This is a genomic window from Paenibacillus solisilvae (assembly GCF_042656405.1).
Taxonomy (GTDB): Bacteria; Bacillota; Bacilli; order Paenibacillales; family Paenibacillaceae; genus Paenibacillus_Z; species Paenibacillus_Z solisilvae.
Genome location: NZ_JBHSOW010000121.1, coordinates 1 through 15,917 on the forward strand (window position 1 = coordinate 1; position 15,917 = coordinate 15,917).

A 15,917-nucleotide genomic window follows, 5' to 3' on the forward strand; every position below is an offset into this window, starting at 1 on the left:
AGGATACCCTCCCTCGAAGTGGAGGTAAGGTATCCTGTTTATAAGATTTGGACTTTTTCAGTGGCCTCGATAGATCCGGCTGCCTTCTCTAAATTATCGGCTGCTTCCGGCTCTCTTTAGCTGTCCATTATACAACTCGCTATAAAAGCCTCCTAGAGCCAACAGTTCATCATGAGAGCCTTGTTCGAGCAGGCGTCCTTCCTTCAGTCCTAAAATGCGGTCGGCCTGCCTGATCGTATTCAGCCGGTGGGCAATGACAAAGCTGGTCCGCCCCTTCATCAGCCGCTGCAGTCCTTCCTGGATCTTGATCTCTGTGACCGTGTCGATGCTGCTCGTCGCTTCATCGAGAACGAGAATCGAAGGATCGGCCAGGATGGCCCGCGCGATGACAAGAAGCTGCTTTTGCCCTTGACTGATACCGCTGCCACCCGGTTGAAGCCTTTTATTGTAACCATCCGCGAGCCGTATGATGAACGAATGAGCATTAGCCAGCTTAGCCGCTTCCTCGACCTCTTCGTCTGTGGCGTTCAGCCTTCCATACCGGATATTCTCCCGGATCGTCCCTTCGAATAGGAAGGAGTCCTGCAGGACGAATGTCATGTGAGAACGCAGACTCTCGCGCCGAATCGAAGTGATATCCCGCCCGTCGATGGTGATCTTCCCTTTGTCCGGGTTATAGAAACGTGAGATGAGCTGAATCAGTGTTGTTTTTCCTGCTCCGGTCGGGCCAATCAGAGCGATCATCTCCCCAGGCTTCGCTTCGAAGCTAATATCTTTCAGCGTTTCTCCGCCTTCAATATAGGAAAAAGAAACATTAGAGAAGGTTACGGCACCCTCCACATGGCTCAGTGCAGCTGCAGTCCCTTCGTCTTTGGCCTCCGCCTCTTCATCCAATATCTCGAATACGCGTTCGGCGCCCGCGATAGCGGACAGCATCGTATTCCATTGATTGGCCATATCATTAAGGGGCCTCGTGAATTGCCGTGTATACTCAACGAACACGATAATGACGCCAACCGTAATCTTTCCCTGTATAGCTAATATACCGCCGACCCCGGCTACGATTGCGAAACTTAAATTGTTTAATCCGTTCATCAGCTTGGGAATGAAGCTCGAGATCGTCTGGGCCCAGAAGCCCGACAGCTTGATCCGGTCATTGCGCTCGGTGAAGCCGCGGATAACCCTTGACTCCTGCGAGAATGCTTTGATTACCCGCTGACCGGAGAGCGTTTCTTCTATATAACCATTCAGCTCACCCAGATTGCGCTGCCGCTCCTTGAACAGCGGACCGGTCCGGCGGGTAATCCAGCGCATACCGAGCGCCATGAGCGGTACCACAACAAAAGTCAGCAGCGTCAGCAGCGGGCTGAGCCACAGCATGACGGCGAGTGTGCCGATAAGCGTCAGTATACTGGAGAAAATTTGAATGGCTGAGCTGTTCAGCGTCGCGCTCACATTCTCCATGTCATTGGTCAGCCGGCTCATGATCTCACCTTGCTGCCGTTTACCGAAGAAAGAGATGGGCAGCCGGTGCAGATGGGAGAATAGATCGGTGCGCATCCGGTACACCGTCTCTTGTGCGATTCCGATCATCCATATATTTTGCAGCCAGGAAGTAAGTGAGAAGAGCAGGTATACGGCCGTCAGTCCGAGCAGAAATTGAATCCATGAACGTCCGCCCGCGCCTAACAGATATTCATCGACCGCGGCGCCTAACAGATAAGGACCCAGCAGCCCTAATGCGGAACTCAATATGACCATGCACAGGACGAGCGCCAGCCGGCCCCTGTGATGGGCCAGATAAGTCCAAATCCGTCCCAATGTCCCCGACCAGTTCTTCGCTTTGGCTCTCGGTTTACTCCCGGTATTTTCCTTCATCGTGCGAACATCCACCTGCAGCGCAGGATGGCGGAATGGCTCAATGAGAGCTTTGAACATGCTGGACCTCCTCTCCATATTGAGATTTATAGATTTGACGGTACAGTGTGCTGCCATCCATCAAATCTGTATGGTTTCCCTTCGCAATCAGCCGCCCTTCGTCCAGCAGCAGAATCAGGTCCGCCGACGCCGTGGAGCTGATCTTCTGGGTGATGAGAAACGTCGTGCAGGACAGGCTGGTGAGCGCATCAAGCAAAGCGGCTTCCGTGCGCACATCCAGCGCACTGGTGCTATCATCCAGTATCAAAATGGAGGGATTCCGCACCAGTGCCCGGGCGATAGTCAGACGCTGTTTTTGCCCGCCGGACAGATTGACGCCGCGCTGCCCAATCATCGTATCGTACCCCTGCGGCAGCTGCTTGATCGTATCGTGAATCTGTGCCCGCTTAGCGGCTTCCTTGATTTGTTCCAGGCTGGCGTTCTCCAGCCCCCATGCAATATTGTCCCGAATCGAGCCGGTAAAGAGCAGCACTTCTTGAGGCACATAGCCAATTGCTCCGCGCAGCCTCGAAATATCCATCTTGCTGGCGTCCGTTCCGTCGATCCGCACCAACCCGCTGTTCTCTTCGTATAGGCGGGTAATCATCTGCACGAGAGAAGATTTACCCGACCCCGTTGCACCCATGATCGCGATCCGCTCACCGGGCTCAACTTTAAACGAGATATCCATCAGAGTGGCAGCCTCGCTGCCCGGATATGAGAAGCTGACGCTTTCAAACTCCACACGTCCCTGAATGGGCAGCGTCTTCTGCTCTTCCCTGTACCGGGTTTCGAATCCATCATTAACAGTGGAGAGCACCTCATCAATACGTTGTGCGGAGGCGCGTCCTCTTGAGAAGGACACGACGACCCAGGAAAAGGCCGACAGAGCTCCGATCGTCCGCAGGGAATAATTGACGACTGCCACCACTTCACCCACCGTTGCACTGCCGCCTGCAATTTCAATTCGGCCGAACCAAAGAACCATGATGATGCCGGCATTGATGATCAGGAGAATGAAAGGCATTGTCGTCTCTGTCAGCCGAAGCGCAGATACCGTGCCTCTCGTTAATTCGCTGACCGACCGTGCAAACCGGTTGACCTCATGGCTCATGCGAACGAAGACGCGGATTAGCCGAATGCCCGTGAGATTTTCTTGAATAACCCCGTTAACTTTATCAAGCCGGAGCTGCACGTTCTGGAATAATTCGGCAGACTTCTTCATCACCCATAAGACAAATAGAAGAAGAATCGGAATCGTCAGCGCCAGCAGCAGCCCGAGCTGCACATGCACGACGAGTGCCATGATGACGCTGCCGACCACAACGAGCGGTACGCGCGTCATGAAACGCAGGCTCATGAATACCAGATCCTGAACCTGGTTAATGTCGCCGGTTAATCTCGTAATCAGCGATGAGGTGAAGAATCGGTTAAATACTGGATAGGTGAACGATTGCACCTTGTCATACAGCTTTTCCCGAAGATCGTATCCGAACCCCTGGCTTGCATGCGAGGCAAAGAAAGAACTTGCGATCCCGGCACTGAACGCAATAACTGCACTTCCGGTCAATACGCCGCCCCACAGCCACACGACGGACAGGTCCTGCTGCCGGATGCCATTGTCAATAATTTTGGAGATCATCAATGGCTGCATCAGCTCTACGGCTAGCTCTATCAGCATCATGAATAGAGCCGCAATTGAAGAAACCCGGTATTTTTTTAGAAAAGCGAAAATCATGACCATGAACATTCCTCCAAGATGGAAGGCAGGCGTGCCTTTAGATATTCGAAAATAGAAGTCTGCGTAAATTGGTGCAATGAGGGCTGGACGATATGTTATTTATTATATACGGAGGACGCTGATTATTATAGATCTTATACAGCGCTTTCAGCCCCATGGCTCCTGCGCATCCACTAGCGTACCATTAATTTCGAATGAACCAATGACAAGAAACTATATTTACCCATAAAAAAAACGCGGTTTACGCGGATTCTTAAACCTATATGTTCTTGCCGCCGGGCAGCTTTGATTTTTGTGCAGAAATAATAAAAGGCGCACACCAAGTAATATGCGCGCCTATGCATGTGGGGATTACAGACTTGTAATCCGGTAGTCGGCCTTTTCCAGCCACTCCTTATTGATCTGAACTCCCCAGCCCGGACCTTTGGGAATTGCCACCGAGCCGTCGACGACTTTAAGAGGAGGCATAAACAGTCCGTCCGTCCAGCTGTTGTCCCATTCGATCGTGTACTCCATAAACGGGCCGGCATTCGGGATTGCTCCCATCATATGCAGCGTAAACACTGTGACCATAGACAGATTCGCGGAATGCGGCGTGCAGGCGATTCCCGCCTCCTCCGCCATCTTAGCGACCTTCAATGCACGGCTTAAACCGCCTACATAACAAATGTCCGGCTGAACGATATCCACGGCCCGCATTGAAATCATCCGCTTGAACTGAGCCAGGCAAGTATCCTGCTCACCGCCGGTCACCGCCAGGCTTAGAGCCTGGTTCACCTGCTGTGTCCATTCCAGTTCGGGATAAGGACAAGGTTCCTCATAATGGCATACGTCGTACTGCTCCAGCATATGCCCTACCTCGATCGCCCGCTCCGGGGAAAACCCGCTGTTCGCATCCACATACAGCAAGGTATCCGGGCCAATCGCTTCGCGTACTGCCGGAACAATGGCTTCCGTTCTGCCCGGCCATGCGTCCTCATCATGCCCGAAAGGGCTGCCGATGCGGATTTTGAACGCCTTGAAGCCGTGGGACTGCTTTAGCCGCGTCAGTCTCTCCGCTTCCTGTTCGGGAGTAATGGAGCGGCTCATGCTGGAGCCATACACCTGGACAGCTGTTTGGGTGCCGCCGAGCAGCTCGCATACGCTTTTATTTTGTATTTTGCCATGAAGGTCCCACAGGGCCGTATCCACCCCTCCTACCGCACGGCATACATAAGATCCGGGAAACTTATGCTCTCCCTCGATGCATTTCTCCGACAGGGGAGCAATGTCCTCCATGCGGCTTACATCCGCTCCAAGCACATAGGGACTGATCTGCTGGTGAAGCACCAAAGCGGCGATATTCGCGTGTATATAAGGGGCTGTTTGCCCATAGCCTTCTTTTCCGTCATCCGTCCGGATTCTGACGATATTGATTTCTTTCGTTGTGAAGGTCTCAATACTGGCAATTTTCATTGGAAAACCCGCCTCTCTGCGATACGTGGATAACCTTAATCCGAACACAGCCCTAGATATATACGACGATTTTCGCTTCTTCCACCTTTACCTCATAGGTCTCTACAGAAGGGGTTTCATCCGCATCCGCCTCTGCTTCAACGGCAACCTCATAGGTCTTCACCAGACATTTATGCGGATCATAAATCGATTTTCCATTCTGAATATCAAACTCCCAGCCATGCCATGGACAGCGCAGAATCTCGCCTTCCCGCCCGTACAGATATTGTCCCGGCTCGGACGGCAATGTCATTCCGGTTACCTTTCCCGCGCACAGAGGAGCGCCTTGATGGGGGCAGCTGTTCTTGAGGGCGTAATAGGTTCCGCTTACATTAAACACCCCGATAGACCGGCCTTCAATCGTTAGAATCTTGTTCGCGCCCGGAGGCAGATCCCCTGCGGCTCCAATTACATGTCTTCCCATACCTGAACGGCCTCCCTGCAAATTTAGTTATAAATTGTACAGCTCACGGGCATTTTCGTAAAAAATACGTCTGTGCATCGCTTCGGGCAGCTTGGGAAAAGCGTGGGTGGGCGAATCGAAATCCCAATGCGGATAATCGCTGGCAAACATAAGAATATGTTCGGCATCCATCATCTGAAGCATTTGAAGCAGCTCGCGGTCATCGTCAGGCCGCTCCAAAGGCTGGGAGGAGAGCCGGACATGATCCCGCAAATAGTCGCTGGGGCGGCGCTTCATCCACGGCACTTCAAACCGCAGTGCCTTATATTCGGCATTGAGTCGCCACATTAAGCCGGGCAGCCATGAGACGCCGCCCTCAGTCAGCACAATCTTGAAGTTCGGAAACCGCTCGAATACACCCTCTGTCAGGAAGCTGACGAGATGGGCCTGAAAGCCCAGGGAAAGACAGGTATGCCATTCGATATAATGAGTGGGAAAGCCTGGAGAAGGCTGAATATTAATACCCATTCCGTCCGTGCCCGGGTGTATGGCCAGCGGCAGTCCGTGGCGCTCGCACGCTTCATAAATGGGATAATACTGCCGCTGGCCAAACGGCGCCCGGGCTCCGGAATCGGTCATCACCTGGACAAAATGGGGATGCCCCGCCCATCGCTCGATTTCCCGCGCCGCCGCCTGAGGGTCCTGATGATTGACCGTTATCGATCCTTTGAATACGCCATCATGGTTGTATTTACTTAGCCACGTGTCAGCAAGCCAATCATTATACGCAGCGGCGATAGCGGTTCCAAAATCAGGGTCGGGCTGCAAATTGCAAAAGGCCCGCGGCAGCAGAATTGCATGGGCGTGGCCATATTTATCGATTAATTGCTCCCTTAGAAATTCCGGGTCCGAGCCCGTCGGCCCGCCTTGCGGCGGGGTTGCATCCAGACGCGCGCCGTGAACCGGATTGCCAAAGAAACCGCGAGTGCTTCCATGATAGCGGTCCCTCCATGGCTGGGCCATATAAGCACGAATCTCTTCCGTGTTTCTGGGAGAAGGATGTACATCACAATCGATGATTCCGTATTTCTTGCTGTCACTGCTCTTCGTCAAGCCGGTTTTTACCTGCTGCTCCATTGTACTCTCAACCTCCTGAATTTTAATAGATTCATCCCACAGTGTTGCAAGCGCGTACATAACGAAATGAATGACTGCGAAGGTTTATTGATTCTCTTTGGCGTTGTCAGCGGCATATTTGTTTGCAATTCTTTAACCTTTTACCCGTTTATGCTTAAATCCTGCTCATTCCATTAACAGGGAATTCATTTATTCGACACTTGTCTGATGAGGAGACTGCCGCTGTTTTTATCGCATGCTGCGGGGCATTCTCCAAGCAGAGCGCTCAGCCCTGGCCAAACCAGTCGGCTGCAGCCTTCGCCTGCCACTGCGCGCGAATCGTCTCGTACTGCACCTGAGTCAGCAGCCCCTGCTCCAGCAGGCGGGCATTCTCAAGCCAACGGTCAGGCTTGGACGTTCCTACAATCGCGGTGTGCACACCCGGAATGGACAGGGTGAAACGCAGCGCCATCCCGATCGATTCGCTCAAATCGCCTCGAAGGAAATCGTAATCCAGCGTCTGCAGACGCTCCCAGTATGTATGGTGATACCCGGATTCCGGCTTGCTCCCTGTCTTCCATGCGGCATTCGCAATCGGGCGTTTGGCAATAATGCCCATACCGCGCTTCTGCGCTTCCGGGATCGTCAGCGTTACTGCCTCCTGGTCGGCGATGTTCACTGACGTTTCGAGGGAGTCGAATGCGCCGCATTGAACGGCGTACTGCGCGGCCTTATGATCGCCGCTGTATCCGATAAAACGCGTCTTGCCCTTCTCTTTCGCCCGCTTCAACACATCAATGACATCGCCTTGACGCAGCAGCTCCTCGGAACAGCTGTGCAGATGAATAACGTCGACATAGTCCGTTTGCAGCCGCTTCAAGCTGCGGTCGATACTGGCCTCCAGCATAGCTGGATCCCAATCCGGCTGATCGAAGCCGGAGGAATGGCCGCACTTGGTGAACAAATAATAGTCATCGCGGCGATGCGATACCGCCCTGCCGATCAGATCCTCGCTGGTTGCATAGCATTCCGCCGTATCAATCACATTCAGCCCTGCATCAAGCGCGCTGCCGAGGAGCTTGTCCACCTGATCCAGCGTCGCTCCCTCAAAGCCAATCTCCGCTCCGCCGAATCCAAGTATGCTCACATTCATCCCGGTATTTCCGTACTGCCGTTTCTCCATCATGTTAGCTTCCTCGCTTTCGTCAATTGGAATAGACTTATCCTCTTCCATTATAGGACTACCTCTCCCCGCCTGTAAGGAGTGAAAGCTTTATCAGTATGTTACCTCGTGTATAGTTACTATCAAAGAAGCTGCAGGCTGATGCCCGTAATAGGTGGGATTAGCGACAAAAGCTCTTAAGCTTATTTGTTATTATCCTCCTGCCCAGTAAGCAAAAAAACCTGGTAAATAAAAAAGGGCATGACCCAGTAAGGGCATGCTCTTCGAATATTGAAATCATCCATTGAAGAGATCAACAGGTGTATGATTTGTTCCTATTTTCAATAAATCCAATAGCAATCTTCAGCTTTTTTATCGAATAGAAATCCTTTAAACACAGTTGTACGTAACTGATGGCGGTCCGTTCGTTCCAAGTATTGAATTCGGCAGCAAAGCTTCGGTTCAATCCATTGTGTTTTCTTTTCTTTCGTTGTATGAAGCTGCTTAGCAATTTCTATGAAGGCCTTCTTTTCATGAGAGCTGAAACCAAATTCAACAATACCAACTGGTTTATAACGAACGGTCCTAAAGTGCAGCCCTACTACCAGCCCAAATTGCGGTTCAGTCCGATAACCAAGAATAATGGTATCGATGTATTTGAAATTTTTGATTTTGATCCAGTCTTTAGATACAACATCCAATATATAATTGGAATCCTGGCGTTTGGCGACAATTCCCTCCATGTCCTGCTCAATTGTCCATGCATGCAAGGCCTTTCCCTGCCCTTTTATATAAGCCGTTAAAGCTAAAAAGTCTGTTGAAGCGACGATTTCATTCAATCTCATTTTCCGGGTCAATAATGGTTCATTTAAATGTTCACCTGTCGTAAGCAATACATCGAATACAATAAATGTTGCCGGGTGAGTCTGTGCTGCTGCGGAAATTTTTTTAGGATCACTTAAACGACAGCGATATGAAAAATCATCAAAAACAGTTCTACCGCCGCGTAAACAAACTCCCTCGCAATCTAAAATAGCAGCAGGAGCCTTGATGGAGGTTATAGCCTCTCTTAATTCAGGAAACTTGCTCGTAACCACGTTACCATTACGGGTATACGCCTCCACTCGATTTCCTTGTTTATGCAGCAGTATTCTAAAGCCGTCCCATTTAGGTTCAAAGATAAACCTATCATCATCAAAAGCTTCCATGCCCATAGAAACAATCATCGGTTTTAAAGGAGAGAACAACATGTACTGGCCATCACCTCAATAGCGGCTTCTTATCGCTTGTAATAAACATTATCCATTATAGCCTCACAGCTAAACGGTGAAACAACCGTTATCCGGAAGGATGGAAAAGCGTTCGGAATCCTCAGTATCCGTATCACTAGATGAGTCTTGCACGGCCATTGTCAACGAATGATAAATCAAGTCGCACTTTTGGGAGCAGCGTGAACCTGCAGCTGAACCCGAAACTGTCTATCCAGTTCATACATTTGCGGCTCCTATTCTCGACTCGGATATCATTATCGATCATATCGCTTTCCACCCCGAATAAGGACAAGTTAAGCGCTGCAATCAATCCGCAGGAAGATTTGACGAAAGTCGCGTTTAGCAAAGGCGATCCGGTTAAAATGTGGCAGGAGATCGTCAAACGCTATAACGGGATGGGGCTGCAGCAAGCGATTCGGGAAGTAAACGAACAATTGCTCCATCCAAATTGAGTGAAGCAGCGTAAGTGAATGCCGAAAATGCGCAAAGATCATTCATCCTTGCGCCTTTTCGGCCATACATATTCTCCTTAATCATGCCTCGCATTCTTATTCCTTCAGGCTTTGGCCAAACAAAGCTTCGGGTAGAACGGCATCCCAATGTTCCGGTGCTTCCAGATCCAAGGCACAGGCAACAATCGCAGCGGCATCGGTAATCGAAAGGTTCGAAATAGGTGTACCCGGCTCGATGCCTGGTCCTGCGCATCCCCAAAAGACGGTCTTGTCTTGCGGATGATCGCTCCCGTGGCTATAACGCGCTGCGCCTCCGCCTCCGTGATCCGTTACAATCATAATGAGACTGTCCTCCATTAACCCCAGCTGCTCAATCTTATCCAATACTTTCCCGATAAGCTGATCCGAACGCGTAATCGCCTGCAAATACAGGGGTGAATCGCTGCCGTAGCCGCTGTCGTGACCGGAGGCGTCCGGTTCGTCCAGCTGCATGAAGAGCAGTTTGACATCCGTGTTGCTTTCCAAATACGTCTCGATCGAAGCAGCCAATTCCTCATCAGGCAAACACACTTTATGGACGCCGATTCCATCCTCGATAATCCCTCTATTGATTGGGGACCAAGACGTGAAAGCCGCAAGTTTGGCATCGGACCATCTCTCTCTGGCTAGTCTGAAAACGGACGGATAAGGGGAATCCTCCGGATACGCTTCCAGCTCCGCACGGTCATTATTCAACCCGTGCTTCTCGGGAAGGACACCATGCAGCATGGAGCCCCAGCATTCTGCACTGATCGTCGGTAACACAGCTTGCGCGTCGTAAGTAAGGATTCCTCTCTTCAAAAACTCATGCATATGCGGGGTATCCGTGTCTCGAACAAAATTGCCCGCTCCGTCCATACCAAGTATAAAAACTCTTTGGCATGTACCTTGTTTCGGCATGGTTATCACATCTCCCTGATATTGTCATTTTATAGACAGTGCTTCCTTAATCGCTTTATTCATACGCTCCCTCGTGCTTAACAGCCAGTTCAAATCAATAGGATAAGTCTTGAAGCTGAGCGGTTCATCCAACCCCTCTTCCAGCAATTCCAGTACTTTGCCTCTGCCTGCCAAGGTTTCCAGCAGTTCCATCGCCCTTTGATCCTGCAGCGCTTCGCGGAATACTTCCCAGCGGATGGAATCTATCGGTCCATCGGCACCGGGATAGACGACGAATGGATCTCCTGAGGCGAACGCGCGGTCTGAATCCGTTACCTTGAACGGATCGATTGCTCTTGTTGAGCCTTGCGTGTACCAGAAATTATAGCCCCAGTGCAGAAACCCTTGGATGCCGAATTTGTACAGCTGAACCCCGAGCACTCGGTTTCTCGAGGACGGCATGCTGAAAAAACGATTGGACACTTCTCGATTCTGAGCGCAGCAATAATACGTCCATAAAGGCTCGACACCCTGCTCAATGAAAGGATCGATATGATCGTTGGCCGGTATCGGAATTTCGACAAGCCCATGCTCATAGAACTCATAATCGGAAAGCGCGTCCAAGAAGCGGAATTCGCCCAGATGTTTGCGCAGATAGTCGCTTGCCTGCCGATACTGCTCAAGCTGATGGATCTGAGGCTCATCCGAAACATGAAAATAAACCTGTTTCTCCAAGCCGTGTGCCTTAATAAACCGCACAAGCTCAGGAAGAAATTGATCCAGAAAGGCCCGATACGGCTCGCCGGCGGCATCCGTTTCCCAGCCGAATATCTGCTTCTCGCTGCCCTCCGCCATTGCAATAACCTTCGGGGCATGATGCGCCCCCCATTGCGTGAAGAGATGGGAAAACTCTAAGAATGTAACGCCGTATTTCCCACAAATCCGGGCCCATCGCTCCAGTCTATCGAACCCGAAACGGTAGAGATCTTCGCCTATCTGCTCTACATGAATCAGTTGAACGGTCGGACGCTCCCCTCCCACAGCTGTATCCAGCGGCGGCGTAAACAATGGAGTGAGGAGCATATTGACGCCATGATCCGCTGCATTGCTTATGTATCTCTCGATAAGCTGCCAGTGCTCCTCGCTAAATACCTCAACACCGTACTGCGTCGCAAGACAGTCGCAGTGAAACCATTCCGTATGAATGAGCTTCTGATCCGGCAGCTCCGCAGGCAGAACCTCCAGCGTAAAACATTCCTCGCCCAGCTTATTGCCCGCATCATCTGACAGCTTCACGTCGATCGTAAAGCGGGAGCTTGCTTCAACTCCCGCCGATTCGGAAGCCTGAAGCGATGGAAGCGCGACTGTAATCCATATCGCTCTCCACTGATTCGGCAAGGCGTGTAATCCCTCCGCAAGCGGATATAGCGGATCTGGAAACAGACCCGGATGCGTTTTGCTATACTTGACGTCGGGGTCCGAGTAGACAGGCAGCTCGGAAGGAGATAGCCCAACCGACCGGATGGTGATGTAGGGCAGGAGCTGCGACTGCGCCTCTACCTGCAGCCCCTTGATCAGATGCTGGGAACGGTAAGCGACCTGGAAGGTGTATACCTCCTTCCAGAGAGCGGTTCCAGCCGTTATAGCGGAATCGCATAGCTCTGCGTCAGCGAACACTTTACTGAGCGAGCTTAAACAAATGGTCTCGAATGCTGGTGATGTTTGCGTCATTCTTTTCGGCTCCTTCATCGACTGAATATATTTAGAGTGCCTGCTAATGCTTAGCCGGATTGCTCCGGTTGATGCTCAGGCAGATCCGCAATCGTACCGTCATTCTGGCGAATCCAAGTATCGAATTCCCGTTCGCCCGCCTTTAAGCGGATGACTCTGGCCCCAGTCTTGAACCGGTCCTTGCGGATACCGTCTTCATAGCTCACATATCGCGTAGAGCGGCCGTAGCACAGGCGGATGTTATGCAGTGTTCCGCAGAAGTCGTTCGCGTAATCGTGGCCTGCGAACGTCCCCATCATATCTCCCGTCTCCACCATCGCCGTGAATAAACCGGAATTGATTCGCGGCGAGCTTACCCGCTCGAAGCCGTGTCCCAGGCAAATATGGTTATTCCATACTTCCTGATACTCCGGCAGCGGAATATGAAAGAACGACAGCGCCGGTAGCGGAGAGCCTCCGTTCATAGACGACAAGCTTCGCGATTCGGAGACATACCAATCGATCTGATCTCTATGAATCCAGTCATAACCTAAGGCGGACGGGATAGAGGAATAATCTCCGCTATCCAAGAAATACAAAGCAGCGGCCATTTCATCGTTCTGATCCAGCAGCACGATACTATAATTGCCGGCCCCGCTCATATGTGGCGGATCGGCTTCGGCGACGCAATAGCTGTGAGCCAGCTGCTCTTCATGCATGCGCTGGCGAGAAACCGCTCCTTCCGAATCATGATTGCCGAATACAGCCGCCCAAGGTATCCTCTTCTCTTCCGCTGCTGCGACAGCATTGCGAAAAGATTGAATCGGGTCCCTCCCTCTCGCGCTAGCCGTAACATCTCCGGCAAATACGATAAGATCCGGCTTCTCGTGCTCGATGACGCAATCCATGGTCGCCCTTGTCATCTGATTAATTTCCGGTGTAGCTGGATCATAATCATCGGCGTCGATAAACTCCACATCCGAGAATTGAACAATGACGAAAGTGCCGTCATCGCGAAATCTCATTTTTCTCCCCATCTGCTAGTCTCCTTTTTTGGAATAAGTTCCTGGCGATACCGCAGCCCAGCATGCTAAATGTGAATGACCAGACCATCGTAAGCTACTTTTATGCCCGCCGGTTCGAATATTCGCTCAAAATCCTCATGCAAGAGCCCAGAATTATGGGTGAAATGCGTAACGAAGATTTGACCGTTCTTGCTTAGATTGCCTTCCTCCTGAAGTACGCGCTGGACTTCGAGTACGGTCTCAATCCCCATATGATTGGGGTTTCGATTATTATGCGTATACCCGTGGGTACAGTCTAGGATCGCCAGATCAATAACCTTTCCCTTCAGCCAATTCCAGGTATCCTCATGCAGCCAGCCGGTATCGTTGCCGTAGAACAATCGTTTACCGTCCTTCTCGATATAGAACAGCATGCAGGTCTCTGTCCGGTCATGATTCGCAAGCAGAGGTGTCACCACTCTATCGCCTAGGGAAATCGCCTGGAAAGGCCGAAGGAGCTGAAATTCGAATCGATCTCCTGCGTACTGTCCGAGTGCTGCAATACTGCGCCCGATTACGGCGTCATTGCCGTAGATGGTTAATGGTTTGTCAATACCATGGGCATACCCTTCGACTCTGCTGAACAGATCATCCGGGTTGAAATGGTCATAGTGCGTATGTGTGAACAATTAGATGCTCGATCGCTCCCAGATCGATTCGGTCACGCAGCGCCTGCATATAGGAATCCGGTGAATAATCGACTTTAATCCGATCGTCAATAATGACCGAACTTCGCGTTCGTATGTTTTTCCCTCCGCGCTTCCACGCCTCACGGCAAGCGTCGCATCTGCAGAAAGCATTGGGAAATCCTTCGGCAGCCGCCGTTCCGAGAAAATGAATCTTCACATGTTCACTTCCTTAGTCATTTATTCACTTGCGGCTATTGGGCATCCACCTTGTTCAGCACAGGATAATCCTGCAGCATGACCTTCGGAGACACGCAGCCATGAAGCTCAAATAATAGGATCTCGTTCTTTCCTTTGCGCAGCAGCGGAGCAGGGATATACAACGTTTGTTGCGGTCCGACTTCCCAATAACGACCCAGGTTGAAGCCGTTGATATAAGCAACGCCCTTCGTCCACCCCTTCATATTCAGGAAAGTGTCGGCGGGCTCATCTACAAGAAATTCACCCCGGTAGAAGCTCGGTATATTATGCAGCGTATGAACGACGGGCTCGAATGAGAGGCTGGACAAGTCGCCCAGTGGAAGCGTATGAATCGTCCAGTCATATAAAAACTGTTGGCCCAAGCGAACTCCCTCTGTTATTCCTTTCGGATCCTTCAAGTAGGGGCCATAATTTACCCGTCCCATATTCTCCACCAATAGGCTCACCGTAACGCCTTCCGGTGGTACGGCAAACGCCAGCTCATGGTCTGGATTCCACCGCTCGATCGTCCCCAAATATGGCCCGGTCCCGTACCTCCTGCAAATTCAGCCTGCTTGTTGCCCGTGGACCCGTTATTCGAGTCGAATACAGGATAAATCCATAGTTTTGTCCAAGCTGCTCCATCGGTTCCGGACATGTGCTCTGAACCGGTGATGACAATTGGTTAAGGGATGTGAACAGCTGCGTAAAATCCGTCATCTGAACGGCGCCATAGCCCTTTCGGGATATCGGTTCTGGAAGCTCAAGCGGACCAAGCTCCGTATATTTGGCAATCACGGCCCGAACGGCATGGAATTTCTCCGTCACATCGCCGCATTCACTGACAAGAACATCATAATCGTAGCTTGTAATCGTCGGCTCATACTTCTCTTGGTGGTTGGCTCCATTATAAAAACCGAAATTCGTTCCGCCATGGAACATATAGAAATTGACGGATGCCGAGGCAGACATCATTTCATCCAGCACACGGGCCACATCTGCCGCAGCTCTGGTATGATGATTCTCTCCCCAGTGGTCGAACCAGCCGTTCCAATATTCCATGCACATAAGTGCCTTGCCCGGCTGATACTCGCTTAACTTCCGGAAGGCCTCATCCGGGTGCGATCCAAAATTAGCGGACGCCCAAACGCCCGGAACCATCCCGCCCTGCAGCATAAAGTCTTCCGGTCCATCCGATGTGAACAGCAGTATATCTACGCCTCTTCGGATCAGTGCTTCCTTCAAATAACTCAAATAAGCCTTATCATTGCCGTAGCTGCCATATTCGTTCTCGATTTGCATGGCGATGATGGGTCCGCCGTTCGTCGAGAGCAGCGGCACCAGCCGGGGAATCAATTCATCGTAGTAGGCATCCACTTTCGCTAAGTAAGGCTTGTGGTAACAACGAAACCGCATTCCAGGATCGGCAAGCAGCCAAGCAGGCAAGCCGCCGAATTCCCATTCCGCACAGATGTAAGGACTCGGCCTAACAATGACATGAAGGCCAAGTTCCCCAGCAAGCTCAATAAACTGCTCCAGATTCGCCATCCCTTCGAATACGAACCTTCCTTCGTCCGGCTCATGAAAGTTCCACGGGACATAGGTTTCAACGGTATTAAATCCGCAGGCTTTCAATTTCTTCAGGCGATCCGCCCAATACTCCGGGACGACTCTGAAATAGTGAATGGCTCCGGAAATAATCTGAACCCTGCGTTCTCCCAGCATGAATTGCGGTCCGTGAATCGATAGATTATTCAATAGCAGTTCCCCCATATGATAATGTTTTTGATGTTTACTATGTTA

Annotated in this window: 13 protein-coding genes and 1 pseudogene; 1 reads left to right on the plus strand and 13 read right to left on the minus strand. The window is 51.2% G+C overall.

Going from position 1 to position 15,917, the window contains the following annotated elements; genetic code table 11:
• Positions 1-93 precede the first annotated feature (93 nt).
• The 7 genes from ACFPYJ_RS29915 to ACFPYJ_RS29945 form a co-directional block, all read right to left on the minus strand.
• A complete protein-coding gene (locus tag ACFPYJ_RS29915; protein WP_379191914.1) occupies positions 94-1,938 on the minus strand; it encodes an ABC transporter ATP-binding protein in 1,845 nt (614 codons plus the stop codon).
• Positions 1,919-3,661, minus strand: a complete 1,743-nt coding sequence (locus ACFPYJ_RS29920) for an ABC transporter ATP-binding protein (protein WP_379191915.1) — start codon at positions 3,659-3,661, stop codon at positions 1,919-1,921. The genes ACFPYJ_RS29915 and ACFPYJ_RS29920 overlap by 20 nt, the downstream gene beginning before the upstream one ends.
• Positions 3,662-4,009: 348 nt before the next feature.
• Complete coding sequence (locus tag ACFPYJ_RS29925; protein ID WP_379191916.1) at positions 4,010-5,113, minus strand: mandelate racemase/muconate lactonizing enzyme family protein; 1,104 nt, start codon at positions 5,111-5,113, stop codon at positions 4,010-4,012.
• 52 nt (positions 5,114-5,165) lie between these two features.
• Positions 5,166-5,576: a Rieske (2Fe-2S) protein gene (locus tag ACFPYJ_RS29930; protein ID WP_379191917.1), complete on the minus strand. Its 411-nt coding sequence runs from the start codon at positions 5,574-5,576 to the stop codon at positions 5,166-5,168.
• Positions 5,577-5,603: 27 nt separating this feature from the next.
• The gene (locus ACFPYJ_RS29935; protein WP_379191918.1) at positions 5,604-6,692 is read right to left on the minus strand and encodes an amidohydrolase family protein; all 1,089 of its coding nucleotides are present in this window, start codon (positions 6,690-6,692) and stop codon (positions 5,604-5,606) included.
• Between the two features lie 265 nt (positions 6,693-6,957).
• Complete coding sequence (locus ACFPYJ_RS29940; protein ID WP_379191998.1) at positions 6,958-7,854, minus strand: aldo/keto reductase; 897 nt, start codon at positions 7,852-7,854, stop codon at positions 6,958-6,960.
• Positions 7,855-8,174: 320 nt separating this feature from the next.
• Positions 8,175-9,083, minus strand: coding sequence for an ATP-dependent DNA ligase (locus ACFPYJ_RS29945; RefSeq protein ID WP_379191919.1), 909 nt, complete (start codon positions 9,081-9,083; stop codon positions 8,175-8,177).
• Positions 9,084-9,241: 158 nt separating this feature from the next.
• Here ACFPYJ_RS29945 and ACFPYJ_RS29950 point away from each other — a divergent pair, with 158 nt between their 5' ends.
• Positions 9,242-9,556, plus strand: coding sequence for a hypothetical protein (locus ACFPYJ_RS29950; RefSeq protein WP_379191920.1), 315 nt, complete (start codon positions 9,242-9,244; stop codon positions 9,554-9,556).
• Positions 9,557-9,652: 96 nt separating this feature from the next.
• On the opposite strand, the gene ACFPYJ_RS29955 is transcribed toward ACFPYJ_RS29950, so the two are convergent.
• From ACFPYJ_RS29955 to ACFPYJ_RS29980, 6 genes and pseudogenes are all read right to left on the minus strand, one after another.
• Complete coding sequence (locus tag ACFPYJ_RS29955) at positions 9,653-10,495, minus strand: alkaline phosphatase family protein (RefSeq protein WP_379191921.1); 843 nt, start codon at positions 10,493-10,495, stop codon at positions 9,653-9,655.
• 24 nt (positions 10,496-10,519) lie between these two features.
• Positions 10,520-12,205 (minus strand): DUF4091 domain-containing protein, encoded by a 1,686-nt coding sequence (locus tag ACFPYJ_RS29960; RefSeq protein ID WP_379191922.1) that lies wholly within the window; start codon positions 12,203-12,205, stop codon positions 10,520-10,522.
• 50 nt (positions 12,206-12,255) lie between these two features.
• On the minus strand, positions 12,256-13,221 hold the full coding sequence (locus ACFPYJ_RS29965) for a metallophosphoesterase family protein (RefSeq protein WP_379191923.1): 966 nt from the start codon (positions 13,219-13,221) through the stop codon (positions 12,256-12,258).
• A 53-nt stretch (positions 13,222-13,274) separates the two neighbouring features.
• Positions 13,275-13,877 carry an MBL fold metallo-hydrolase gene (locus ACFPYJ_RS29970; RefSeq protein ID WP_379191924.1) on the minus strand — a complete coding sequence of 201 codons (603 nt, stop codon included), beginning with the start codon at positions 13,875-13,877 and terminating at the stop codon, positions 13,275-13,277.
• Positions 13,855-14,094: an MBL fold metallo-hydrolase gene (locus ACFPYJ_RS29975; protein WP_379191925.1), complete on the minus strand. Its 240-nt coding sequence runs from the start codon at positions 14,092-14,094 to the stop codon at positions 13,855-13,857. The genes ACFPYJ_RS29970 and ACFPYJ_RS29975 overlap by 23 nt, the downstream gene beginning before the upstream one ends.
• 34 nt (positions 14,095-14,128) lie before the next feature.
• A pseudogene (locus ACFPYJ_RS29980) lies at positions 14,129-15,887 on the minus strand (glycoside hydrolase family 35 protein).
• Positions 15,888-15,917: the final 30 nt, after the last annotated feature.